Genomic DNA, 22561 nt, shown 5'->3' with positions numbered 1-22561 from the left:
CGCAGCTCGCGAATCGTCATGGCGCCTCTTGGAAAGCAGGGGCGGCGCCCCAGCGGTCTTCAAACACCATCTCGGCCAGCGGCGCGCGGCGCGCCCACTTTTCGGCCTGCAGCATGGGCTGGTCGTAAAAAGCCTGCACCGGTCCCAGGCACAGCACGGCGATCGGCTGGCTGCCTTCGGGCATGTGCAGCAGCGCGGCCAGTTGCAGCGGGTCGAAGATCGAGACCCAGCCCATGCCCAGCCCTTCGGCGCGCGCCGCGAGCCAGAGGTTCTGGATGGCGCAGGCGGCCGAAGCCAGATCCATCTCGGGCAGGGTGCGTCGGCCGAACACATGCTGTTCACGCCCCGGCGGCAGCGCCACCACCAGCACCTCGGCGGCGTCGAGCACGCCCTGCACCTTGAGTTTCATGAACGCGTCTTCGCGCTCGCCCAGGGCTTGCGCCGTCAGCACGCGCTCCTGCTCAATCAGCGCATGAATGCCTTCGCGCAGCGGCCGGCTGCGCACGCGGATAAAACGCCAGGGCTGCATGAAGCCCACGCTGGGCGCATGGTGCGCGGCCGACAGCAGGCGCTGCAGCAGTTCATCGCCCACCGTGCCGCCGCTGAAGTGGCGCATGTCGCGCCGCTCATAAATGGCCCGGTACACCGCCTGCCGCTCGGCGGCGCTGAAGGCGTGGCCGGGCGCGGCCGGATCGGCCGGGCCCGCCCCTGCGGCGGAAACAGAACCGGCCACAGCCATCACTGCGGCACTTGCACGGCGCCGGCAGCCGGCGCAGCGCCGCGCTGCAGGATCGCCAGCAGGGCCGGGCGCACCCAGCGCTGGAAGGCCAGCCCGCCCGCCACGCCCATGCTCAGCCAGAACGACAGGGACACCCAGGTGGTGGCCCAGATGAACTGCGCGCCCAACTGGCGCAGGGCCGCCTGGGCCTCGCCGCTGAAACCGGCCAGCGGGTCGGCCGCGATGTGGGGCGCTCCCACGACATAAGGCAGCGCCAGCCAGGCCGCCGCGGCCGCCCAGCGCAAGCGGCTGCGCAACATGGCCAGCGACACGCAAGCCAATGCCGCGCTGCCGGCCGCCAGCACCCACCAGCCCTGGCGCGAGCCCAGGCGGGCGGCGTCCATGCCGGGGATTTCCGCAGGCAGGCCTAGCGAAGGCCAGAAGTGAAAGCTCAGCCAGCCCGCCGCAGCCACCCAGGCGGCGAGCGACAGGGAGCGCATATTGCTGCCGCGTGCAAGGCTCAAGCCCATCACCACAAACACCAGCAGCGCCATGCTGAACGCGTGCAGCACATTGGCCACCCAGGTCCAGAACACGCGTTCCAGGCCGTCGGCCGGCGCCCATTCCTTGCCGGCCTCGCCATGGTCATGCGCGGCCCCGTCGGCATGCACATGGGCGGTCGCCGCCGCGGGAGCAGGAGCAGCGGCCGGCTCAGGCGCTTCCACTTTCTGGCCCTCGAACACCTCGGCGGCCAGGATGATGGGCACGGCCTGCAGCTGCTGCACGCCCGACTGCAGGCTACCCACCAGCACGGCAACCGCCAAAGCGGCCCAGATCAATCGTTGAAAAATCATGGCAATCTCCTTGTGAAGCGCGCCGCGCTCAATGGCAGGGCTTGACGGTCACGTGGCGCACGTCGTGCGCGGCATTGTGCGCCAGCGGGCTTTCCGCAAAGGCCACGCCGTACAGGACGGCAAAGCCCAGCACTGCGGCGCCCAGCAGCGGGCGCAGCACGGCCAGGCCGGGGTTCAGGGTGTGGGAAGGGCTGTGGGCCAGCGTTACCGGTTCAGTCATGGCATCTCCTTGGGTTGGTGGTGAAAAAAATAAACGTAATGGATTCGGTGCGTCATGTCGAGCCCTGCCCGACGGGGGGCAGCCGCGCGAGGATGCCGCCGCGCAGGCGCTCGGGCCGCGTGTTGCGGGCCAGGTTGCCGTCGGCGCTGTGCTTGTGCAGCTGCGCGCAGGCCAGCACCTGGGCCGCGGTCTCGGCATCGGGGACCAGGTCGCCGAAGTAGTAGCTGAATTTGCCGGGCGCCTGCAAGGTCACAGTGCAGGCGCGGGAGCAGCCGCTCATGCAGGCCAGGCCGCGCAGCTGCAGGCCTTTGTGTTCCCCGGTGTCGAGCTCGCACACCAGCAGCGCGTCCTGCACGGCTTCGAACAAGGCCAGGCCGTGGGCCGGCAGCTCGCGCGATACGCCCGGCGGGCGGCAGGTGGTGCAGACAATGATTTCGGTATCGGACATCGTTAAGGGTTCGTTTTGCAATGAAGAGGTCAGGCGGGCGCGAGGTGGTGTTCCGCGCCCCAGCGCGCGGCCCAGGCGGCACAGCGGCCCAGGGGTTTGTTCGGATCATCAAAGTCGACGATGACAAGATGCTGCGCCGCCAGCGGCGCCTGGGGCTGCTCCAGCGTGCGGCCATCCGTCAGCAGCCACAGCCAGCACTCGCTGGGACCGCTCTTGCGCAGGCTGCGCTGCAGCAGCCGTTCGGCCTGGACAAGCGCCTCGGCCAGAGGGGTGCCGCCGCCGCCGCCCACGGGACGCAGGCGCTGGCTGCCGGCGGCGCGCGCGCGGCCCGGTGGCAGCAATACCTCGACGCCCTGCCCGCCGAAGCGCAGCAGCGCCACATCGTCCCCCTGGCGCGCGGCCTGCTCGATCATGAAGGCGGCATGGCCCTTGGCCAGCGCCAGCCGGCCGCCCCGGCGCATGGAAGCCGAGGTGTCAAGCACGATGCAATGCAGGCGGCTGCCGCGCAGCGCCACGGGCTGGCGGCGCAAATGCTCGCGCCGCAGCGGCGCGGCCCCCTTGGCCACCACGGTGAGCAGCCAGGCAATGGCGGCACTGCGCTGCTGCGCGTTCTGCGACACGGAGCTTGTGGAAAGAATTTGAGGTGGAGGCCACCGCCAGCTGCCAAGCCCGTTGCGCGGGCGGCGGCCGGGGTGGCCTAGGCTTTTTTTGGCGGCCACCCCGCGATGCGCTGGACCTTGGCCATGCCTTCGGGCTGGGCCGGCAGCGCGCCCCAATCACCCTGCGGCGTGGGTGCGGCAGACGGTGGGTCTTGCGGGCGCTCCAGATTGTGCGGGGGCTGTTGCCGCGCCCCGGTATGGGCCGGTGGCTGCGCGGCGCTGCCCTCGGGACGGCGATGCGCGAGCGCCAGTTCGGCCACGGCATCCACGTCGGCCACCGTCACTTCGCCTCGCCCTTCGAGCGCCGCCAGCGCGCGCGCGGCGCGCAGCATCACGAGGTCGGCGCGCATGCCGTCCACACCGGCCGCGATCGCGCAGCCCGCCGCATGGTTCAGCACAGCGTCCGGCCACGTGAGGCGCGGCAGCGCGGCGCGGGCCGCCACCAGCGCGGCACTGAGCTTGCGTTGTTCTTCCGCATGCTGCTCACCCAGCGCAACCGGGTTTTCATCAAAGCCCAGGCGGGCACGCAGGATGGCGGTGCGCTGTTGCGCATCCACCGGGTTGGCCAGCGCCACCGAGAGGCCGAAGCGGTCCAGCAGTTGCGGACGCAGCTCGCCCTCCTCCGGGTTCATGGTGCCCACCAGCACGAAGCGCGCGGCATGCTGGCGCGAAATGCCGTCGCGCTCCACCGTGTTCACGCCGCTGGCGGCTGCGTCAAGCAAGGCGTCCACCAGTGCGTCGGGCAGCAGGTTGACCTCGTCCACATACAACACACCGTTGTGGGCCCGCGCCAGCAGGCCGGGCGCCAGGCGCACCTTGCCGTCGCGCAGCACGTCCTCCACATTCAGGGTGCCCACCAGCTGCTCCAGGCTGGCGGCCAGCGGCAAAGTGACAAAGGGCGCATCCGGCAGCAGCGCGGCCAGCGCGCGCGCCGCGGTGGACTTGGCCGTGCCGCGCGGGCCGCTGATCAGCACACCGCCGATGCCGGGGTCTATGGCCGCCAGCTGCAGCGCGCGCTGCAGCTGCGGCTGGCCGACCAGCGCAGTGAAGGGAAAGGCCGCGCGCGCGGCGGGCTCAACGGCCTCAGCGGAAATGTCCAGTTCAGGGTGGTTCATGCCAGGGGTCCTTCTCCGTGTTCTTCAAGCCGGCGCTCCAGCGCCAGCAAATGCTCTTCAATGCGTTCGCGGTGCTCGCCCGGCGCCTCCCACAGGCCGCGCCGCACGGCTTCGAGCAGGCGCTCACCGATGCTGCGCAGGGCGCCGGGGTTGTGCCGCTGCAAAAACGCGCGGTTGGTGTCGTCGTGCAAATAGGCCTCGGCCACCAGCGCGTACTGGTGGTCTCCCACCACGCCGGTGGTGGCGTCAAAGGCGAACAGGTAGTCGACCGTCGCCGCCATCTCGAACGCGCCCTTGTAGCCGTGGCGGCGCACACCCTCCAGCCACTTGGGATTCACGGCGCGCGAACGCACGACGCGCGCCACTTCTTCGCCCAGCGTGCGTATGCGCGGCGCGCCGGGCACGCTGAAGTCGCCGTGGTAGAGCGCCGCCGGTGCGCCGGCCAGCTGTTCCACCGCCACCGCCATGCCGCCCTGGAACTGGTAGTAGTCGTCCGAATCGAGCACGTCGTGCTCGCGGTTATCCTGGTTGTGCAGCACAGCGTCCAGGCCGGCCAGGCGCTGCTCGAAACTGCCGCGCGCGGCCGCCCCGTGTTCGCCCTGGCCGTAGGCAAAAGCGCCGGCGCGCAGATAGGCCTGAGCCAAGTCGGCGCCGTCGTTCCAGCGGCCGCTGGCCATGACCTCCTGCAGCCCCGCGCCGTAGCCGCCGGGGCGCGGGCCGAAGACACGCCAGCTGGCCTCGCGCTCGGCGGCCTCGGCGCTAAGGCCCCTGGCCTCTGCCTCGGCAGCTTCGCGCCGCACGCGCGCGCGTATCGGGTTCACCTCGTCGGGTTCGTCCTCTTCGCTGATCGCGGCCACGGCGCGCACCGCGGTGTCGAAGAGGTCGATCACATTGGGGAAAGCGTCGCGGAAGAAACCCGACACGCGCAGGGTCACGTCCACGCGCGGCCGGTTCTTGATAGCCATGGGCAGCACTTCGATGTCGACCACCCGGCTGCTGCCGTCGGCCCATTTGGGCCGCACGCCCAGCAGCGCAAAGGCCTGGGCGATGTCCTCACCGCCGGTGCGCATGGTGCTGGTGCCCCAGACCGACAGGCCCAGGCAGCGCAGCATCTCGCCGTGGTCCTGCAGGTGGCGCTCGACCACACGCTCGGCGGCGGCGGCGCCCATGGCGTAGGCGGTCTGCGTGGGCACGGCGCGCGTGTCCACCGAATAGAAGTTGCGCCCCGTGGGCAGCACGTCGGGCCGGCCGCGCGACGGCGCGCCGCTGGGGCCGGCGGGTACAAACTTGCCCGACAAGCCTCGCAAACATTGGACGATCTCCTGCGGGCCGCAGGCGTCCAGGCGCGGACGCAGCACCTGGTGCATGCGTTGCAGCACCGGGGCGGTGTGCGGCCAGGCGGTCGCATCGAATGCCTCATCGGCCACCACATGCTCAGCGACGAGTTGCCGGGCCAGCAACTCCAGCCGCTCGCGGGTATGGCCCGCATGGCGCCACGCTTCGGTGCTCAACTGCTGCAACACCGTCGGGTGCGGGCCATTCCAGGGAGCGGCCCACTCGGGACTGAGAGGATTAAAACCCTCGACCCCATCCAGCTTCAAATCCTGCGCCAAGGCCATCAGCAGGCTGCGCTGGCCGGCGGCCGCGCCGCCAGGGAAACGTGCCAGCGCCACCAAGGTATCGACCTGCTGGCGGCCTTGCGGCGAACTGCCCAGGATGTGCAGGCCGTCGCGGATCTGTGATTCCTTGATCTCGCACAAATAAGCATCCAGCCGCTGCAGCAAGGAGTTGCGCGCGGCCTCGTCGGCGGGTTTGGCAAAACCCAGCTCGGCGTGCAGGCCTTCGCTGAGCACGCGCTCCAGGATGTCCACGCGCAGGCGCTGGGCGCGCCGGGGGTCCAGCGACAGGGCCTCGTAGTACTCGTCCATCTGCCGCTCCAGCTTTTGCAGCGGGCCGTAGGTCTCGGCGCGGGTCAGGGCCGGCATCAGGTGGTCGATGATGACCGCCTGGGTGCGGCGCTTGGCCTGGCTGCCTTCGCCAGGGTCGTTGACGATAAACGGATACAGGTGCGGCAAGGGGCCGAGGATGGCGTCTGGCCAACAAGCCGCGCCCAGCGCCACGCTTTTGCCGGGCAGCCATTCGAGGTTGCCATGCTTGCCGACGTGCACCACCGCATCCACCGAAAAACTGCGGCGCAGCCAGAAGTAAAACGCCAGGTAGTTGTGCGTGGGCACCAGGTCGGCGTCGTGATAGGTAGCGACCAGGTCCAGGTCGCGCCCGCGCGCGGGCTGTATGCCGACAAACACATGGTCTAAGCGCAGGCCGGAGACCATGAATCGGCCGCTGCGCACCATGGGGTCTTGTTCGGGCGGGCCCCACAACGCGTTGACGGCATCGCGGCCGGCGGCGTCGAGTTGCTTGAAGTCCTGCAGGTAATCGGCCATGGCCAGGCTCTGGCCGGCTGGGCGCATGTCGTTGCCGTCGAGGTTGTTGGTGACACCTGCCACCAGCGCGGCGATCAAGGCGTCCCCACCCCCGGGCAGATCGCCCGTGGCATAGCCCGCGTCCTGCATGGCGCGCAGCAAGGCCACGGTGGAAGCCGGCGTGTCCAGGCCCACGCCGTTGGCCAGGCGGGCATCGTCGTTGGGATAGTTGGCCAGGACCAGCGCGACGCGCTTGTCCGCATTCGGCTTATCCCGCAGTACGCACCAACGGCGCGCCAGCTCGGCGACAAAGGCCATGCGTTCGGGTTCGGGCTGGTAGCGCACCACGTCGACCTCGGTGCGCTCGCAGCGCCAGGCCAGGCCCTTGAAGCTGATGGCGCGTGTGCCTATGCGGCCGTCCACCTCGGGCAGCACCACCTGCATCGCGAGATCCCGTGGCGCCAGGCCGTGCGGGTCGGCCTGCCACTGCTCTTGTGAGCAGCCCGCGGTGATGAGCTGCAGCACCGGGGCGTCGCCGGCCAGCGGGTCCATCAGCGCGCCGTCCACACTGTCCGCGTCGTCGCCATCGAGTGCGGTGACCGCAAAACTGGTGGCGTTCAGCACCACGCCCACTTGGCGCTCGGCGGCCATCGACCGCAGCAGCGCCAGGCTGGCCGGGTTCTTCAGCGAGTCGACCGCCACCGCGATCGCATTCATGCCTGCGCCGTGGAGCGCCGCCAGCATGGCGTCAAACACCGCGGTGTTGCCGGCCTGCACATGGGCACGGTAAAACACCAGCAGCGCGGCGGGAACGCCCTGCTGCCATGGAGGAGCCTCCTGCGGCCGGTAAACCATGGCGGGCGGCAACACCTCAGGCGGTGTGGGGCGCGGGCCGCGGCCAAAGGCAGAGTGGCCTATCAATTCAAAAAATGTGCAGGCGTTGTCACGGCCGCCTTCACGCAGGCAGCGCCAAAGCTGCCGGCAGTCCTCATGCGGCGCGGTGCTGCGCATCAGCAGCTGCAGGTCTTCAGCCGCATCGCCCGAGAACAGCGCCAGCCACTGGCCGCGCTCACGGGCCAATTCGCGCACGCGCTCCACCACATAAGCCCAGTCGCTCGCGCTGCCCAGGTGGTCGATGACCACCACGCGCGCATGCTGCAGCACCTCATCCACATACATGTCGGCCGAGGCGGGCTGTCGCAGCCACATCAGGTTGGCCAGGCGCACCGTGGGGAAACCGGCCTCCAGTTGCCCGGCCGCGTCGGCCAGCAGCGCCAGCGTGGTGTCGGCCGCGCTGAGCACCACGATGTCGCCCGGCGTCTGCTCCACGCGCACCACGCCCTGGCCACCGTCTTCAACGTGGCCGCCGGGGCGGGTGGAGAGCAGGTGCATTTTTTTACTTCACTAGGTCAACAGAAACAGAGGCAGAAACAGTCTGGGCGCGCCGAAGAGGGTGGGATGGGCGGCTACGCGAATGTCCCCCGCAGCGGCCTAAGGCCGACTGCTCCTCCTTTATTTCGCTACGCCACCCACCCCACCCTCTTCGGCAATCAGCGTTGGGGTTGTGCAGCGCTTGAACAGCCCACCTGTCGCCCAGCGCAGGCCGGCGCGGCGCTCTGCGTAGCGGCATAAAGGGGGAGCCCGCAGGGCGGAGGACAGCCGCGAAGCAGAGCGCCGCGTCGGCTTGCGCCCACCACGAACATAAAACTTCAGCGTGCATTTGAATTCAGGCCCCAGCTTTGCCCAAGGCAGCCTGCAACTCGGCTTGCAAGACCGCCGCATTGAGTTCAGAGCCGATCAGCACCAGGCGCGACTGCCGCGCTTCACCGTCGCGCCAGGGACGATCGAAGTAGCTGTCAAAACGCGTCCCCACGCCCTGCACCACCAGGCGCATGGCCGATCCGGGCAAGGCCACAAAGCCTTTGGCGCGGTAGATTTCATGGCCTTCGACGAGGCTGCGCAAGGCGGCCAGCAGCGCGTCGCGGCCGGGCACGTTCAGCGCCACCTGCACCGAGTCAAACGCGTCGTGGTCGTGGTCTTCCTCTTCGTCGTGGTGGGTCTTGCGCTGATCGATCACGTCTTCGACCGCGCGCTCCAGGCCCAGCAGCACACCGATGTCGATACGGCCGTGCTGCGCGTGCACCAGCTTGACGCCGGGCGCGGTTTCGGCGCGGATGGCGGCTTCCACGCCGGCCAGCGCGGCGGCGTCCAGCCCGTCGGTCTTGTGCACCACCACCAGGTCGGCCGTGGCGAGCTGGTCTTCGAACAGCTCGTGCAGCGGCGATTCGTGGTCCAGGTTGTCGTCGGCGCGGCGCTGGGCGTCGACGGCCACCGGGTCGTCGGCAAAGTCGCCGGCGGCGACCGCGGGTGCGTCCACCACCGTCACCACCGCGTCCACCGTGAAGGTGTTGCGCAGCGCGGGCCACTGGAAGGCCTGCACCAGCGGCTTGGGCAGGGCCAGGCCGGAGGTCTCGATGATCAGGTGGTCGATCTGGTCCCGGCGCGCGGCCAGTTTTTCCATCACCGGCGCGAACTCTTCCTGCACGGTGCAGCACAGGCAGCCGTTGGCGAGTTCATAGAGCTGCCCGTTTTCTTCACCGTTCTCGTCGCAGCCTATGCCGCAGCCGCGCAGCAGTTCACCGTCGATGCCGAGCTCGCCGAATTCGTTGACGATGACCGCGATGCGACGGCCCTGCGCGTTGGCGAGCAGGTGCCGCAGCAGCGTGGTCTTGCCGCTGCCCAGGAAGCCGGTGACGATGGTGGCGGGGATTTTTCGGGTTTGCATGGTGTGTGCCTGGTTGAAAAAATTAACGGGGCGAATTAACGGGGCGGCAATGCGCTCAGGCATTCGACCAGCATCTGCGCGGCCTCGCCCAAGCGCGGGCCGGGGCGCGACAGCAAGTCCATGCGATCGGTGTCCAGCAGGCACAGCTGCCGCTGGCGCACCGCGGGCAGCGCGCTCCAGCCGGGCCGCTCAGCGACGTTGGCAAGCGTGGCGCGCGGGCCGATGATGATGTCGGGCGGGCGGCGCAGCAGCAGCTCTGGGTTGATCCTGGGAAATAGGCCCAGCTCGCCGCCCACGACGTTGACCAGGCCCAGCCTGGCCACCGTCTCGCCGATAAAGCTTTTTTCACTGGCGGCCGACGACCCTGCGCCCACTTCCACATAAACCGTGCGCCCGCGCAGGGCAGTGGGCATGCGGCCAGCCGCGGCGTCGAGCTCGGCCTCCATGCGGGCCACCAGTTCCGAAGCGCGCGCCGGCTCGCCCAGCATGTCGCCGAGCTTCAGCAGCATGCGTTTGAGGTCGGCGTGGGTGCGGGCATCAAAGGTCATCACCGGGACGCCCAAGGCCTGCAGCCTTTCACCGGCGCGGCTGCGCGGGCCCAGCAACACCATATTGGGGCGCAGGGTCACGATGCGTTCGATCTGCGCGTCCTCCAGCCCGCCGACCTTGGGCAGCGCCAGCACCGAACCGGGCCAGGTGGAATGGCGGTCGGTACCCACCAGTTGCGCGCAGCGGCCCAGCGCGCATACGGCTTCGGTCAGCGAGGGCGCGAGTGTGACGATGCGGGTCACCGGCTGCGTGCCCTGCGCCATCGCAAAGCTCGAGAGCAGCCCCAGGGCTGCCAGCGATGACGCCACGGGCAGCATGCGCAGTGCAGAACGGGAAGCGGCAAGCGTGGGGGCCATCTTGTTTAGTCTTCAATACCGCGTTGGGCTGGGACGCCGGCTTTGAAGTGATGCTTGATCAAGGTCATCTCAGTGACCGTATCGGCCAGGTCCACCAGCTCATTCGGCGCGTTACGGCCCGTCAACACGACGTGCACATGCGGTGGGCGTTCGCGCAGGCAGGTCAGCACGATTTCGAGCGGAATCCAGCCGTAGCGCAGCGGGTACATGATTTCATCCAGCACCACCATGAAGTGCTCGCCGGCACGTATCGTGGCTTCGGCCTTGGCCCAGCCATCGAGCGCGAGCTGGGCCGAGTGCTCCAGGTCGCGGCTCTTCCAGCTGAAACCGTCGCCCAGGCCTTCGATGGGAATACCCAACTGCTCGAACAAGCGGTGCTCGCCAAAACGGGCGCTGGGTACCTTCATGAACTGGTAGACCTTGACAGCCTTGCCCCGGCCATGGGCACGCAGGGCCAGGCCAAAGGCTGCCGTGCTTTTGCCTTTGCCATGGCCGGTGTTGATCATGAGCAGGCCACGACGCTCGGCCGTGGGAACGACACGTTCGTAATCGACGGGTGGGGTTTCAATTTGCATGGGGGCTCTCTTTGCAGGATGGTTCACTTTGGGCAGTGCGATCCACTTCCCTTGCAAGGGGTGGACGGCGATGCGGCCGTCGAATACGTCTTCCAGCGCACGATGGGTGGCCAGGTCGGCACAGGGACCCTGGTGGGTGACGCGGCCGTCGGCCATCACCACCAGGGTGTCGGCCTGCAGCGCCATGGTGATTTCGTGCAGCACGCTGACCACGGTCTTGCCTTCGGCCACCAGGGCGCGCACCACGTCCAGCCAGTCGGCCTGGTGCGGCGGGTCCAGGTTGGCCAGCGGTTCGTCCATCAGCAGCACCTGGGCCTGCACCGCCAGGGCACGGGCCAGCAGCACGCGCTGGCGCTCGCCGCCCGAGAGCTGGCCCAGGGCGCGCTCGCGCCAGTCCCAGGCGCGGGTGGCGCGCAAAGCCTGTTCGACGGCCGCGCGGTCGGCGGCGCTGGGAGGCGCCAGCCAGGCCTGGTGCGGCAGGCGGCCCAGCATGGCGACGTCCCAGACGGTCAGGTCGTCGGCTGAGGTTTCGTTCTGGCCCAGCCAGGCCAGCTGGCGCGCGCGCTCGCGGTGCGGCAAGTTGTGCAGCGGCTGGCCCAGCAGGCTGACCTCGCCGCTGTGGGGCAGCACGCCGGCCAGGGCTCTCAGCAAGGTGGACTTGCCCGCGCCGTTGGGGCCCACGATGCTGGTCCAGCGCGCGGCGGCGATGTCAAGACTGATGCCGTGCAGCACCTGCTGCCTTTGCACACCATGGCCGAGGCTGGCCGCGATGCCCTGCGCGTGAAGGGCGATGGGATTCGCGACGGTGCTCATGCCGCGCGCCCTCCGCCCAGGTTGCTGCTGCGGTGCATCAGCCACAGCAGGTAGCCGCCGCCCAGCACCGCGGTGAGCATGCCCACGGGCAGCTCCTGCGGGGCCATCAGCCCGCGCGCCAAGGTGTCGGCGGCCATCAGCAGCACGCCGCCCATCAGGCTGGAGAGCAGCATCAGGTGGGCATGCGTGGTCTTCACCACCGAGCGCACCAGGTGCGGCGCCGCCAGGCCCACAAAGGCGATCAGCCCGGTCTGTGCCACCGCGGTGCCGGTGGCCAGCGCCAGCACCGCCACCAGCGCCGCGCGCATGGGCGCCACCGGCAGGCCCAGGCTGACGGCCGTGGCATCGCCCAGGCTCAGGCCGTCGAGCACGCGCGCCAGTAGCCAGGCCGCCAGCACGCAGGCCAACCACACACCGGCCATCAGCACGCAGGAGGTCCAGCCGACAAAAGCGGTCGAGCCCAGCATGAAGGCCTGCATGGCTTGCAGCGATTCGGGCGAGAACAGCAGCACCAGGTGCGTCATGGCCCCCAGCACTACACCCACCACCACACCGGCCAGCAGCAGGCGCAGGGTATGGCCCACACCGCGCGACAGCGCCAGCGTGAGCATCACCGCGAACACCGCGCCCAGGAAGGCCGCGCCGGTCAGGCCCAGGCGCACCCACAGGCTGCTGGAAAACACGCTGACGGCCACGCCGCCGTTCATCATGCTGCCGCCCAACATACCGGCGCCGCCGCCCAGGGCGGCCAGCGCCAACGCCACACCCAGCGAGGCGCCCGAGGCGCTGCCCAGCAAATACGGATCGGCCAGCGGATTGCGAAACAGGCCTTGCGCCACCGCACCGGCCAGGCCCAGCAAGGCACCTGCCGCCCAGGCGCCGAGCGTGCGCGGCAGGCGGATCTGCCAGATGATCTGCTGCGCCATCGCGGTCTGCGACGGGTCCTGCGCCGGGTTGAGCAGCGGCGTGATCAGGTTCTCGAGCCCGGCGCTGCCCACACAGATGCCGAGCACGGCCAGGGCCAGCGCGCCCAGCACACCGGCCCACACCAGCCACCACACGCGGGTTTGCATCATGGCTTAGCCCCCTTGGGTGCCTTGTCTAGCAGGCAGCGGGCCATCAGGCGCGCACCTTCGGCCATGCGCGGGCCGGGACGCACCAGCACATCGGCCTCTTCGGCCGGAAAGATGCAGACGCGTTGTTCGCGCAGCGCGCGAATGCTTTGCCAGCCGGGCCGGGCCTGCAGGCCGTCGGCGCTGCGCTGGCCGACCATGATCAGGTCGGGATTGGCGCGGACTATGTACTCGGGGTTGAGCTTGGGGAAGCGCCCAAGTTTGGCAGGCACGATGTTCTTGACGCCCAGGCGCGCCAGCGTCTCGCCGATAAAGGACGACTCGCTCGCCGCGTACGGGCCCTGGTTGACTTCGAAGTAGACCCGCGTACCGCGCACACCAGCCGGCAGCGACTGGGCCGCGGCCGAGACCCCGGCGTCGATCGCGCGCCAGATGCGATCGGCATCGGGCACCTCGAGCAACTGGCCCAGCTTGAGCATCACACGCTGCACGTCGGCATGGTTCCTGGGCTCCAGCGCCACCACCTTCAGGCCCAGCGCCTGCAGCCGTTCGCCCGCGCGCGACGAGGTGGCCATCAGCACCACGTCGGGTTTGAGGGCGACGATCATCTCGATATTCGGGTCCAGCCCGCCGCCGACCTGGGGCAGCTTCTGCACGCCGGCGGGGAAGTTGGAATAGCGGTCCACCCCGACCAGGCGCTGGCACCGGCCCAGCTCGCAGACGGTTTCGGTCAGCGAAGGCAGCAGGCTGACGATGCGCTGCGGCGCCTGGGCCAGCGTGACGGTCACGCCGCGGTCGTCGGTGACTTGCAACGCGTGCGCGGGCCACGCCCACGCGAGGCATAGCAGCGGCAAAAGCAATGCAATGCGTTTCACACAATTCACGAAGAGGCTTTCAGAGTCAGCGGCAAACCGGCCGCCATCAAGGTCACGCGCGCGCAGGCGGCGGCCACCTGCTGGTTCAATTGGCCCAGCGCATCGACAAAGGCACGGGTTTCGCGGCCCAGGGGAATGACGCCCAGGCCAATCTCGTTGCCGACCAGCACCACGGGCCCGGGGGCGGACGCGATGGCCTTCACCAGCAGGGCCGCCTGTTCATGCGCGGCCTGCGCGGGCGCCTCAAGCTCCAGGCCGGGTGCGGGCATCAGCAGGTTGGTGAGCCACAGCGTCAGGCAATCGACGACGACCAGGGTGTCGGCCGCGCTGTGCTGCGCGAGAGCCTGGGCCAGTTGCAGCGGCTCCTCGACCGTCACCATGCCGGGCACGCGCTCGGCGCGGTCCTGCTGGTGGCGGCGTATGCGTTCGCGCATCTCTTCGTCCCAGGGCCTGGCGGTGGCGACCAGCACGGCGCGGTGGCCGGTCGACTGCGACAGCCATTGCTGGGCCAGCAGTTCAGCACGGCGCGACTTGCCGCTTTTCTGGCCGCCCAGGATCAGTTCGCTTTTGGCAATCGTCATCGTGCTCATGGCTTGAAAGTCCCTGCAAGGTCAGCTTCCATCCATCTCAAGATGATCTGGTGCATTTTGGTGACACCATCGGTCAGCGCGGCGGGGCCGGGCTGCAGGATGTCTGGGGACTTGATCTCAAACAACTGCTGGTGGCGCACGGCGTTCACCGCATCCCAGCCTTCACGCGCCACCACGTTCTCGGGCCGGAATTTTTTGCCGCACCAGGAGCCCAGAATGAGGTCCGGGTTGCGGCGGACGATCTCTGCGCCATCGGCAATGATGCGGTTCTTGCCCAGCGACTCGGCGGCGAGTTCGGGGAAACAGTCGTCCCCGCCCGCGATGCCAACCAGCTCGGACACCCAGCGGATCGCGCTGATGTGAGGGCTGTCCCACTCTTCGAAATACACTTTGGGCCGGCGCGCACCGGCCGCCACCCGGGCCGCCACAGCCGCCTGCATGGCGCGCAGCTCGGCCTGCATCTGCGCAATGCGACTGGCCCCCTGCTCCGCCTCGTTCACCATGGCGGCCAGCTGGTAGAGCATGGAGAAAATTTGGGCCACGCTGCGCTGGTTGAAGATGGTGACCTGCACACCGCGCTTGACCAGGTCCGAGGCGATATCGGCCTGCAGGTCCGAAAAGCCCAGCACGCAGTCCGGCTGCAGCGCCATGATCTTCTCGATCTTGGCGCTCAGGAAGGCGCTGACGCGCGGCTTCTCATCCCGCGCGCGTTTGGGCCGCACGGTGTAGCCCGAGATGCCCACGATGCGCTGCTCCTGCCCCAGCAGGTAAAGCCACTCGGTGGTCTCCTCGGTCAGGCAGACGATGCGCTGCGGGCCGGGCTGAAAATGCAGCAAGTCCGTCATGCAGCCGCCTCTGCAGGTGCCGTGAACAGCTCCGCCACCGCTTCGGGGCAGGAGGGAAACCAGGCGTGGAAGTAGCTGGCGCGCACCGCTCCATGCTGCCACACGGCCTCGCCCGCATCCGGCGCGGGCGCGGTGTTGGGCCGCGAGGTTCGTGACACGGGCTGCAAAGGCGTGGCCGTGGTCGAGTAATGGAAAGTGTGGCCGCGCAGGGTGCCGCCAGCCATAGCCAACTGCTGCGGGCCCAGGCCGGCCAGCAGCTTTTGCATGCTCACTTCGCCGCGCAGCACACCCCATTGCGCATGCCGCTGGCCGTCCAGCGTGACCAGCGTGTCAAACAGCGCCATCATGCCGCCGCATTCGGCCCACACGGGTTTGCCCGCGGCGACGTGCGCGGCCAGGCTGTCCCGCAGCGCGGTGTTGGCCGCAATGGTCTGTGCATGAAGCTCGGGGTAGCCACCGGGAATCCACAACGCGTCGCAGGCGGGTACGGCCGCATCGGCCAGTGGCGAGAAAAATACCAGCTCGGCCCCCAGCGTGCGCAAGGTGTCCAGGTTGGCGGCGTAGATAAAACAGAAAGCGGCGTCGTGTGCGATGGCAATCGTCTTGCCCTGGAGCGCAGGGACTGCGGGCGCGGCGGCTTCTGGGGCCGTAAAGTCCACAGCCCAGCGCTGCAAGTCATCCAGCGTCATCTGGCCCAGCGGCGTGGTGGCCAGCGCATCGGCCGCGGCGTCCAGCCGCTCCATGGCATCTGTCACTTCGGCCGCCACGGTCAGGCCGAGGTGGCGCTTGGGCAAGGCCATGGCGGCATTGCGCAGCACCGCGCCCAGCCATTGTTCCGGCACCACGCTGGCCTGCAGCATGCCTGCATGGCGCGCATTGGCCACGCGGTTGGCCAGCACGCCGGCCCATGGCATGCCGGTGCGGTAGTGCTGCAGGCCAAAGGCCAGCGCGCCAAAGGTCGCGACCATGCCCGACGCATCGACGACTGCCAGCACCGGCAAGCCAAAGCGCTGCGCCAGGTCGGCCGCGCTGGGCTCGCCGTCAAACAGGCCCATCACGCCTTCCACAATGATCAGGTCCGCCTCCTGCGCCGCCGCATGCAGGCGGGCGCTGCAATCGGCCTCGCCGGTCATCCACAGGTCCATCTGGTACACCGGCGCGCCGCTGGCCAGGGCGTGCCAGCACGGGTCCAGGAAATCCGGCCCGCACTTGAAGACGCGCACACGCCGCCCCTGGCGCGCATGCAGCCGCGCCAGCGCGCAGGCTATCGTCGTCTTGCCCTGGCCGGAGGCCGGGGCGGCGATGAGGATGGCGGGGCAGCGGACAGCTTGTTGCATGGATGGCCTCAGGTTTACCGGGGTGCCCAAGTCAAACCGACGTACAGGGTACGCCGGGCGGTGGCATAGGTGTTGGCGGTCTGGTAGACCTTGTCGGCCAGGTTCTCCAGCTTGGCCGCCAGCTTCCAGTCGCGCGACAGCGCCGTCGTGGCGCTCAGGTTCACGACAGAATAGCCGGGCAGCACCACGTTGGTGTTGTCGCTGTCGAAGGCGTGCGAGGCCATGACCAGGTCGGTTGCGAGCTGCCAGCCGCCCAGCGGCATTTCGGCGCCCAGCGTGCCGTACTGGCGCGAGCGGCGCTGCAGGGTACGGTTGGTGACCCGGTTCTTGGGGTTCTGCAAATCGAGCGAGCCATGGATACGGACATTGCCCAGGGTCTCGGCCGCCGTGAGCGTCAGCCCGGTGTACTCGGCTTGCGCCGTGTTGGCATAGCAGGCGCGGTTGCTCAGCACGGTTGGCGGGCCGCCGTTGATGCAGGGGCCGTTGCCGTTGACAAAGCTCAGCAGGTTGGTCAGGCGGTTGCGGTAGACGGTGACGCCGTACTGCGAGGTCCCCTGGCTGTATTTGAGTGCCGCCTCCACGCTGCGGCCGGATTCGGGCTTCAGGGTCGAACTGCCGTAGATGCTGAAACGCTGGTACAGCGTGGGCACCCGGAAGGAGGTGCCGGCGGAGGCGGACGCCTTCCACTGCGGCGTGAGCGCGAAGGCATAGGCCGCGGAGCCGGTGGTCTTGCCGCCGAATTCGCTGTCCCTGTCGTGGCGGGCGTTGAGCTGCACGGTGTGCGCGCCGCCGCTCCAGCCGTAGCCCAGGCTCACGCCGTCGAGGGATCGGTCCTTGTTGAGGACACTCGCGCCTCCCGGGATGACCGTGGAGCCGACCAGGCGGAACACGTCGCGCCGGCTTTCCAGCGCGGCGCTCAGCAGGTGCGCGCCCAGGCGGTATTCGTTCTGGAACAGCAGCGTGCTGATGCGGCTCCTGTCGTAGGAGATCTGCGGCGTCGAGCCGTTCAGGCCCTCTTCGCCGGAATCGGTGCCTTGCGTGACGGCCAGCTTGGTGCTGTAGCGATCGGACCATCTGGCCTCCCACTGCAGGCCCAGGGTCTGCAGGTCGCTGATGCGGCGGTAGTCGCGGGTGGGGCCGCCGTCGTACTGGGAGTCGGTGTGGCTTTGCAGCACGTTGGCTTCAATGCGGTGGTCGGGGTTGAGCTGGAAACCGAGCTTGGCGTTGGCGCCCAGGCTTTTGTAGCCGTCGGCATCGGGGTTCTGGGCCGCGATGGTCCGGGCGTTGAAGCCGTCGCTCTGCCCCTGCGACAGGCCCAGCGCGTAGTCGAAGGCACCGGCCGACCCGCTGGCGGCGAGCTCGACCCGGCTGGTGTTGTAGGAACCGTAACCCACCGTCACGGACGGCGAAAACGGGCCCTCCCCGCGCTTGGTGAAAATCTGGATCACGCCGGCCACGGCGTCGGAGCCATAGACGGCGCTGCTGGGGCCGCGCAAGACCTCGATCCGGTCAATCAGCGCGATCGGGATATTGCTCCAGGAGGCGCCGCCGGCGGTCGCCTGCGACTCCACCCGCACGCCGTCGATGAAGACGGGGGTGTGGCGGCTTTCCCCGCCGCGCACAAAGACACTGGTGTTCGCGCCTATGCCGCCGTTGCGGGTGATCTGCACGCCCGGCACCCGGGCCAGGATGTCGGCCAGGCCGACCGGGCCGGCGCGTTCGATGGTTTCGCGGTCGATCAGGGTGACGTCGGCGACGACGTCACCGATCGGCTGGGCGCTGCGCGTGGCGCTCACGACCATTTCGGTGAGCTGCCGCGGGGCGACTACCTGGGCGGCCTGGGCAATTTGGGTTGTTTGGTCGGTTTGGGACAGCGCCGGAGACGCGGCCAGAAAAGCCAGCGGAAATGCGGCGGCCAGCACCGGCGGGTACACGGCAAGGCGTGCGTGAGGAGCAATTTTCATGAATCAGACAGTCAGCAATGGGCCCTCGCCGGCTTCCCCGCCGGCGTGTGAGCGTTACAAACGCCCAGCCCAGGGACTGGACGTGCGCGTTCACCTTGTTGGCCGGTATCCGGGCTGACGGAACTACCTTCATCGCCTTCCCAAGCGCTTGTTCAAGGCGCTCAGTGGCGAGTGATGAAAGCTGAATTTGCTCTGGCGTGAAGCCGGAAAGCGCATTCGTCCGTTTTACCGTTGCGGGGGCAGCGCAGGTTGAGGGTCTGGGCGCCGGCGATCAGGGTTGACCCGATGTGCCTGGCTTTGACGCTCTCCTGCTTCCCGTTGAACTGCAGCATGTGAACCACACTGCGGGCACCAACAGGGCCGATTCTACGCGGCCCTTCCCGATGTCATGCCGCAAACCCTACAATGACGCTTGCCATGGCGAACCAAACCCAAATCGACCAGATCACCGAACGCGTCGAGCGGCTGTTGCTGCGCTACGAGGAATTGCAGCGCACCAACGAACTGCTGGCGGAGCAGGTCGGCCTGCTGACGCAGGAGCGCGACTCCCTCAAGTCCCGCCTGGGCGCGGCCCGCGCCCGCGTCGACGCCCTGCTCGAACGCCTGCCCGAAAGCAGCGGCCACGGCAGCAAAACCACCGCGGGAACCGAGTCATGAAGCAGCTCGAAGTGCAGATCATGGGCCAAAGCTATTTGCTGGGCTGCCCCGAAAACGGCGATGCGCGCATGCTCGACGCCGTCAACCGCGTCGACATGGCCATGTGCCGGATCCGCGATGCCGGAAAGATCAAGGCGCGCGACCGCATCGCGGTGCTGGCGGCGCTGAATCTGGCGTTTGAACTTCCCGAACGTACGCCGGGCGCCGCCCCCGCGCCGGCGGCCGCACCCGCCGCGGGCAATGCCGAGAACCCGCAGCTCGCGGCCCTGCTGCAGCGGCTGGACACCGCCCTGGGCACGGACGGCCGCCTGCTTTGAAGCCGGGCGCGCCTTTGGCCGCAGCCCTTGCCCGACCTCCTTCAACGGATACCTTCACCACGCCCCGCGCGAGGCCGCAAAGGCCTACAATGAAGGCGTCTGCGATGCGTATTGGGCTTTATATTTCCTTGAACCAATGCTCTACGAGCACGGGCTTGGTAAATTGTCCGGCAGGTGTGATCGTCTCGCGTCAGACGAACCCGAAACCCGACTGCCCTCGCCCACCTGAACCCCGGTTCAGGATGACGGTCCAGTGGCACTCGCAGACACCTTATTTGCGCCCTCGCCTTGCTCCCTCTCTCGCCCCCCTCCCTCCAACCTCGCCGCACCGCAGCGCTTCCCCGCGAAGCGCCGCAGGCCTGCGGCCCCATGCCTGACACCCCATGATGCTTGAACCCCTCCTCATTGTTGAACTGGCCGTACTGGGCGTCGGCACCGGATTTCTCGCGGGACTGCTGGGCATAGGCGGGGGCATGCTGATGGTGCCCTTCATCACCATCATCATGTCCAACCGCGGCGTGGCACCGGACCTGGCCGTCAAGATGGCGATCGCCACGTCCATGGCCACCATCATCTTCACCTCGATCTCCAGCGTGCGCGCGCACCACAAGCGCGGCGCGGTGCGCTGGGACATCGTCAAGCGGCTGGCCCCCGGCATCGTGATCGGCAGCATCATCGGCAGCCTGGGCGTGTTCGCGCTGCTCAAGGGCTCCTACCTGGCGATCTTCTTCGGCCTGTTCGTGAGCTTTTCCGCCACGCAGATGTTCCTGGACAAAAAGCCCAAGCCAACGCGGCAGATGCCGGGTACGGCGGGCCAGTTCGCGGCCGGCGGCTTCATCGGCTTCCTGTCGGGGCTGGTCGGCGCGGGCGGCGGCTTCATCAGCGTGCCCTTCATGACCTGGTGCAACGTGGCCATCCACAGCGCGGTGGCGACCTCGGCCGCGCTGGGCTTCCCGATCGCCGTGGCCAATGTGCTGGGCTACGTGATCAGCGGGCAGAGCGTGCAAAACCTGCCCGAGAGCTCCTTCGGCTACATCTGGCTGCCGGCCCTGGTGGTGATTGCCGTGTGCAGCTTCATCACCGCGCCGCTGGGCGCCAAGGCCGCGCACAACCTGCCCGTGGGCAAGCTCAAGCGGGTGTTCGCGAGCATCCTCTATGTGTTGGCGGCCTACATGCTTTACAAAGGCATTCACGGTTAGCCCCCACGCTTTTCACTTCGTGTAATGCGCTGCCCCCCCCGAGGGGGCGCTGCGCCTGCGGTCTGGCAAAGCCAGTCCCGCGGCCCCTGCTTGAATTACACCCCGGGTGCCGGCATCACGACGATGCCGTCCTCGTCGGCATAAAGCCAGTCGCCCGGATAGATGCGCACGCCCTGGAGCTGGACGGGAACGTCGCGCTGGCCTTCCTGCCGGCGTTCCGTGGGCAAGGGCATGAGGGCCAGGGCGCGTATGCCGGTCCGGCAGCGCGCCAGTTCGGCGGCGTCGCGCACGCAGCCGTCGATCACCACACCGGCCCAGCCGTTTTTCGCCGCGGCCAGGCCAAGGTTGCCGCCCAGCAGCGCGCGGCGCAGCGAACCGCCGCCGTCCACCACCAGCACACGCGCCTCGCCGGGCGACTCCACCGCGGCCTTGACCAGCGAGTTGTCCTCAAAACATTTGACGGTGACGACGGGGCCGCAGAACTTGCCGACGCCGCCATAGCTCTGGAACACCGGCGGCAGCACCCTGAACGCGCCCGAGGTGTCGCCCTTGTGCAGGTCGCAGAGGTCGCAGGTGGCAAATGTGGCGGGAGAGGCAGGAGTCGAAGGGGCGGCTGTACTCATTTTCCGGTGACTTTCTTGATGACGGGTTTGATGTCCTCGCGGCGGGCCGGCAGCACGACGGCGTTTTCGCGGGGGGCGTTAAGCACGATGGAGGTCGAGGTTTCGGTGAGGATGCAGAACTTGGTCACCACCGCGTCCAGGTGGGCGACGTCGATCACCGCGATTTCGAGCACCCAGCTGTCCTCGCCGGTGACGTTGTAGGCATTGATGACCTCGGGCGTCTGCTCGATCAGCTTGACCACGCGGGCGTATTCGACCCTGCCCACGCGGGCGATGGCGCGTATGCCGTAGCCCAGGCGCGCCAGGTCGACCTCGGCCCGGTAGCCCTTGATCACGCCGCCCAGCTCGAGCTTGCGCACACGCTCGGTCACCGCGGGCTGGCTCAGGTGGACGCGGCGGCCCAGCTCGGCCATGGTGATGCGCGCGTCGCGCTGCAGCTCGCCGAGGATGCGGCTGTCGTAGTGGTCCCATTCGGTGGTTTCGGTCATGTCGGGTTTCAAGCTTTAAATTCAAAGGCCGGTTGCGGTTTTGCCGTTAATTCTGCATGGCCTGCACGCGCATGGCAACCTAACATCCCGGCATGAACTCCGCACTCATCTCCTCCCCCGCCGCCGGCAAGGCGCCGGCGCTCCTGGTCCCCGCCCTGCTCGCCTGCTACCTGGTGTGGGGCTCGACCTACCTGGCGATCCGCTTCGCGCTGATCAGCTTCCCGCCCTTCTTCCAGATGGGCACGCGCTTCCTGGCCGCCGGCATCCTGCTGATGGCCTGGGTGCTGGCGCGCGGGCACAAGCTGCCGAGCCGGCGCGAATGGGCCAACGCCGCCATCATCGGCACGCTGATGCTGGGCGGCGGCATGGGACTGACGGCCTCGGCCGAAGTCCACATCGGCTCGGGCCTGATCGCCACCTTCATCGCCATCGTGCCCATGCTGGTGTCGGCCTGGGGCCTGCTGCTGGGCCAGCGGCCCAGCCGGCTGGAGTTCATCGGTATGGCCGTGGGCCTGGCGGGTGTGCTGATGCTGGTGCAGGGCGCCAGTTTCGGCGCGGCGCCGGTGGGGCTGGCCTGCATCGCAGGCGCCACGCTGCTGTGGTCGCTGGGCTCGGTGTTGTCGGCCACGCGGCTGCCGCTGGCCTCCGGCCCTGCGGGCTTTGCCAGCGAAATGTTGTGCGGTGGCGCGGTGTTGATGCTGATTTCTCTTGCACTGGGTGAGCACCGCGAGGCTGCCGCGAACTGGCCGGCGCAGCCCGAAGCGATCGTCGCCTGGCTTTATCTCGTGGTGTTCGGCTCGCTGATCGCCTTCAGCGCCTACCTGTATTTGCTGGCCAATGCCTCGCCCGCGGTGGCCACGAGCTACGCCTTCGTGAACCCCTTGATCGCGATTTTCCTGGGCGCTTTTTTCGCCGGAGAGCACGTCACAGGGAGCGAATGGGCCGCCTGCGGCGTGATTCTCACAGGCGTTTTTCTGATTTTCAGAGGTAAATCTGCAACATCCAGGCGCAAATAAAGTGGATTTTCACTAGGAAACTGCGTTTTTCTCCAGTAGCATCCGCATTGCCACAAGGAAGT

Annotated in this window: 22 protein-coding genes, 1 pseudogene and 1 riboswitch; of the genes and pseudogenes, 4 read left to right on the top strand and 19 right to left on the bottom strand. The window is 68.3% G+C overall.

Annotation, left to right across the window (positions count from 1 at the left end):
• Window positions 1-16 precede the first annotated feature (16 nt).
• The 17 genes and pseudogenes from bluB to ACSQ27_RS03960 form a co-directional block, all read right to left on the bottom strand.
• Window positions 17-739: a 5,6-dimethylbenzimidazole synthase gene (bluB, locus tag ACSQ27_RS04040; RefSeq protein WP_436154183.1), complete on the bottom strand. Its 723-nt coding sequence runs from the start codon at window positions 737-739 to the stop codon at window positions 17-19.
• On the bottom strand, window positions 739-1572 hold the full coding sequence (locus tag ACSQ27_RS04035) for a CbtA family protein (RefSeq protein ID WP_436154182.1): 834 nt from the start codon (window positions 1570-1572) through the stop codon (window positions 739-741). The genes bluB and ACSQ27_RS04035 overlap by 1 nt, the downstream gene beginning before the upstream one ends.
• 28 nt (window positions 1573-1600) lie before the next feature.
• A complete protein-coding gene (locus ACSQ27_RS04030) occupies window positions 1601-1792 on the bottom strand; it encodes a CbtB domain-containing protein (protein ID WP_436154181.1) in 192 nt (63 codons plus the stop codon).
• A gap of 52 nt (window positions 1793-1844) precedes the next feature.
• Entirely contained in the window at window positions 1845-2240 is a 396-nt protein-coding gene (locus tag ACSQ27_RS04025) for a DUF1636 family protein (protein WP_436154180.1), read from the bottom strand.
• A 29-nt stretch (window positions 2241-2269) separates the two neighbouring features.
• Entirely contained in the window at window positions 2270-2860 is a 591-nt protein-coding gene (locus tag ACSQ27_RS04020) for a vWA domain-containing protein (RefSeq protein ID WP_436154179.1), read from the bottom strand.
• Between the two features lie 77 nt (window positions 2861-2937).
• Window positions 2938-4014 (bottom strand): ATP-binding protein, encoded by a 1077-nt coding sequence (locus tag ACSQ27_RS04015; protein WP_436154178.1) that lies wholly within the window; start codon window positions 4012-4014, stop codon window positions 2938-2940.
• Window positions 4011-7829, bottom strand: a complete 3819-nt coding sequence (cobN, locus tag ACSQ27_RS04010) for a cobaltochelatase subunit CobN (protein WP_436154177.1) — start codon at window positions 7827-7829, stop codon at window positions 4011-4013. The genes ACSQ27_RS04015 and cobN overlap by 4 nt, the downstream gene beginning before the upstream one ends.
• Window positions 7830-8163: 334 nt before the next feature.
• Complete coding sequence (gene cobW, locus ACSQ27_RS04005; protein ID WP_436154176.1) at window positions 8164-9222, bottom strand: cobalamin biosynthesis protein CobW; 1059 nt, start codon at window positions 9220-9222, stop codon at window positions 8164-8166.
• 35 nt (window positions 9223-9257) lie between these two features.
• Window positions 9258-10127 carry an ABC transporter substrate-binding protein gene (locus tag ACSQ27_RS04000; protein ID WP_436154175.1) on the bottom strand — a complete coding sequence of 290 codons (870 nt, stop codon included), beginning with the start codon at window positions 10125-10127 and terminating at the stop codon, window positions 9258-9260.
• Window positions 10128-10132: 5 nt separating this feature from the next.
• Complete coding sequence (cobO, locus tag ACSQ27_RS03995; protein ID WP_436155396.1) at window positions 10133-10702, bottom strand: cob(I)yrinic acid a,c-diamide adenosyltransferase; 570 nt, start codon at window positions 10700-10702, stop codon at window positions 10133-10135.
• A gap of 27 nt (window positions 10703-10729) precedes the next feature.
• A pseudogene (locus tag ACSQ27_RS03990) lies at window positions 10730-11515 on the bottom strand (ABC transporter ATP-binding protein); the annotation flags it as partial.
• Window positions 11512-12591 carry a FecCD family ABC transporter permease gene (locus ACSQ27_RS03985; RefSeq protein ID WP_436154174.1) on the bottom strand — a complete coding sequence of 360 codons (1080 nt, stop codon included), beginning with the start codon at window positions 12589-12591 and terminating at the stop codon, window positions 11512-11514. The pseudogene ACSQ27_RS03990 and the gene ACSQ27_RS03985, both read right to left, overlap by 4 nt.
• Window positions 12588-13463, bottom strand: coding sequence for an ABC transporter substrate-binding protein (locus ACSQ27_RS03980; protein WP_436154173.1), 876 nt, complete (start codon window positions 13461-13463; stop codon window positions 12588-12590). Before ACSQ27_RS03980 ends, ACSQ27_RS03985 begins: the two co-directional genes overlap by 4 nt.
• A gap of 5 nt (window positions 13464-13468) precedes the next feature.
• Window positions 13469-14053, bottom strand: a complete 585-nt coding sequence (gene cobU / locus ACSQ27_RS03975; RefSeq protein WP_436154172.1) for a bifunctional adenosylcobinamide kinase/adenosylcobinamide-phosphate guanylyltransferase — start codon at window positions 14051-14053, stop codon at window positions 13469-13471.
• Window positions 14050-14898, bottom strand: coding sequence for an ABC transporter substrate-binding protein (locus tag ACSQ27_RS03970; protein ID WP_436154171.1), 849 nt, complete (start codon window positions 14896-14898; stop codon window positions 14050-14052). The genes cobU and ACSQ27_RS03970 overlap by 4 nt, the downstream gene beginning before the upstream one ends.
• Entirely contained in the window at window positions 14895-16235 is a 1341-nt protein-coding gene (locus ACSQ27_RS03965) for a cobyrinate a,c-diamide synthase (RefSeq protein ID WP_436154170.1), read from the bottom strand. Before ACSQ27_RS03965 ends, ACSQ27_RS03970 begins: the two co-directional genes overlap by 4 nt.
• A gap of 14 nt (window positions 16236-16249) precedes the next feature.
• The gene (locus tag ACSQ27_RS03960) at window positions 16250-18199 is read right to left on the bottom strand and encodes a TonB-dependent receptor domain-containing protein (RefSeq protein ID WP_436154169.1); all 1950 of its coding nucleotides are present in this window, start codon (window positions 18197-18199) and stop codon (window positions 16250-16252) included.
• Window positions 18200-18282: 83 nt separating this feature from the next.
• Window positions 18283-18570: riboswitch (cobalamin riboswitch) on the bottom strand.
• Window positions 18571-18616: 46 nt separating this feature from the next.
• On the opposite strand from ACSQ27_RS03960, the gene ACSQ27_RS03955 reads away from it, so the two are divergent.
• The 3 genes from ACSQ27_RS03955 (at window position 18617) to ACSQ27_RS03945 (ending at window position 20372) form a co-directional block, all read left to right on the top strand.
• The gene (locus tag ACSQ27_RS03955; RefSeq protein ID WP_436154168.1) at window positions 18617-18856 is read left to right on the top strand and encodes a DUF904 domain-containing protein; all 240 of its coding nucleotides are present in this window, start codon (window positions 18617-18619) and stop codon (window positions 18854-18856) included.
• Window positions 18853-19173, top strand: coding sequence for a cell division protein ZapA (locus tag ACSQ27_RS03950; protein ID WP_436154167.1), 321 nt, complete (start codon window positions 18853-18855; stop codon window positions 19171-19173). Before ACSQ27_RS03955 ends, ACSQ27_RS03950 begins: the two co-directional genes overlap by 4 nt.
• A gap of 383 nt (window positions 19174-19556) precedes the next feature.
• Window positions 19557-20372 (top strand): sulfite exporter TauE/SafE family protein, encoded by an 816-nt coding sequence (locus tag ACSQ27_RS03945; protein WP_436154166.1) that lies wholly within the window; start codon window positions 19557-19559, stop codon window positions 20370-20372.
• A gap of 95 nt (window positions 20373-20467) precedes the next feature.
• Here ACSQ27_RS03945 and rraA read toward each other — a convergent pair whose 3' ends face one another.
• Both rraA and ACSQ27_RS03935 read right to left on the bottom strand, forming a co-directional pair.
• Window positions 20468-20995 carry a ribonuclease E activity regulator RraA gene (rraA, locus tag ACSQ27_RS03940; RefSeq protein WP_436154165.1) on the bottom strand — a complete coding sequence of 176 codons (528 nt, stop codon included), beginning with the start codon at window positions 20993-20995 and terminating at the stop codon, window positions 20468-20470.
• Window positions 20992-21483 (bottom strand): Lrp/AsnC family transcriptional regulator, encoded by a 492-nt coding sequence (locus tag ACSQ27_RS03935; RefSeq protein WP_007873193.1) that lies wholly within the window; start codon window positions 21481-21483, stop codon window positions 20992-20994. Before ACSQ27_RS03935 ends, rraA begins: the two co-directional genes overlap by 4 nt.
• Window positions 21484-21575: 92 nt before the next feature.
• On the opposite strand from ACSQ27_RS03935, the gene yedA reads away from it, so the two are divergent.
• Window positions 21576-22499, top strand: a complete 924-nt coding sequence (yedA, locus tag ACSQ27_RS03930) for a drug/metabolite exporter YedA (RefSeq protein ID WP_436154164.1) — start codon at window positions 21576-21578, stop codon at window positions 22497-22499.
• The last annotated feature ends 62 nt before the right edge of the window (window positions 22500-22561 follow it).

Source organism: Polaromonas sp. LjRoot131 (assembly GCF_964252805.1).
GTDB lineage: Bacteria > Pseudomonadota > Gammaproteobacteria > Burkholderiales > Burkholderiaceae_C > Polaromonas.
The sequence above is the reverse complement of the archived record's forward strand: the minus strand, read 5'-3'. Positions and strand labels throughout refer to the sequence as shown.

What these genes read in the sequence shown, in the direction of transcription:
- yedA (WP_436154164.1), top strand. Translation starts at nt 21,576, where the DNA reads ATGAACTCCGCACTCATCTCCTCCCCCGCCGCCGGCAAGGCGCCGGCG.
- cobW (WP_436154176.1), bottom strand. Translation starts at nt 9,222, where the DNA reads ATGCAAACCCGAAAAATCCCCGCCACCATCGTCACCGGCTTCCTGGGC.
- ACSQ27_RS04000 (WP_436154175.1), bottom strand. Translation starts at nt 10,127, where the DNA reads ATGGCCCCCACGCTTGCCGCTTCCCGTTCTGCACTGCGCATGCTGCCC.
- ACSQ27_RS04025 (WP_436154180.1), bottom strand. Translation starts at nt 2,240, where the DNA reads ATGTCCGATACCGAAATCATTGTCTGCACCACCTGCCGCCCGCCGGGC.
- ACSQ27_RS03965 (WP_436154170.1), bottom strand. Translation starts at nt 16,235, where the DNA reads ATGCAACAAGCTGTCCGCTGCCCCGCCATCCTCATCGCCGCCCCGGCC.
- bluB (WP_436154183.1), bottom strand. Translation starts at nt 739, where the DNA reads ATGGCTGTGGCCGGTTCTGTTTCCGCCGCAGGGGCGGGCCCGGCCGAT.
- ACSQ27_RS03935 (WP_007873193.1), bottom strand. Translation starts at nt 21,483, where the DNA reads ATGACCGAAACCACCGAATGGGACCACTACGACAGCCGCATCCTCGGC.
- ACSQ27_RS03950 (WP_436154167.1), top strand. Translation starts at nt 18,853, where the DNA reads ATGAAGCAGCTCGAAGTGCAGATCATGGGCCAAAGCTATTTGCTGGGC.
- rraA (WP_436154165.1), bottom strand. Translation starts at nt 20,995, where the DNA reads ATGAGTACAGCCGCCCCTTCGACTCCTGCCTCTCCCGCCACATTTGCC.
- cobN (WP_436154177.1), bottom strand. Translation starts at nt 7,829, where the DNA reads ATGCACCTGCTCTCCACCCGCCCCGGCGGCCACGTTGAAGACGGTGGC.
- ACSQ27_RS03945 (WP_436154166.1), top strand. Translation starts at nt 19,557, where the DNA reads ATGATGCTTGAACCCCTCCTCATTGTTGAACTGGCCGTACTGGGCGTC.
- cobU (WP_436154172.1), bottom strand. Translation starts at nt 14,053, where the DNA reads ATGAGCACGATGACGATTGCCAAAAGCGAACTGATCCTGGGCGGCCAG.
- ACSQ27_RS04030 (WP_436154181.1), bottom strand. Translation starts at nt 1,792, where the DNA reads ATGACTGAACCGGTAACGCTGGCCCACAGCCCTTCCCACACCCTGAAC.
- ACSQ27_RS03985 (WP_436154174.1), bottom strand. Translation starts at nt 12,591, where the DNA reads ATGATGCAAACCCGCGTGTGGTGGCTGGTGTGGGCCGGTGTGCTGGGC.
- ACSQ27_RS04015 (WP_436154178.1), bottom strand. Translation starts at nt 4,014, where the DNA reads ATGAACCACCCTGAACTGGACATTTCCGCTGAGGCCGTTGAGCCCGCC.
- ACSQ27_RS03960 (WP_436154169.1), bottom strand. Translation starts at nt 18,199, where the DNA reads ATGAAAATTGCTCCTCACGCACGCCTTGCCGTGTACCCGCCGGTGCTG.
- ACSQ27_RS03955 (WP_436154168.1), top strand. Translation starts at nt 18,617, where the DNA reads ATGGCGAACCAAACCCAAATCGACCAGATCACCGAACGCGTCGAGCGG.
- ACSQ27_RS04035 (WP_436154182.1), bottom strand. Translation starts at nt 1,572, where the DNA reads ATGATTTTTCAACGATTGATCTGGGCCGCTTTGGCGGTTGCCGTGCTG.
- cobO (WP_436155396.1), bottom strand. Translation starts at nt 10,702, where the DNA reads ATGCAAATTGAAACCCCACCCGTCGATTACGAACGTGTCGTTCCCACG.
- ACSQ27_RS03970 (WP_436154171.1), bottom strand. Translation starts at nt 14,898, where the DNA reads ATGACGGACTTGCTGCATTTTCAGCCCGGCCCGCAGCGCATCGTCTGC.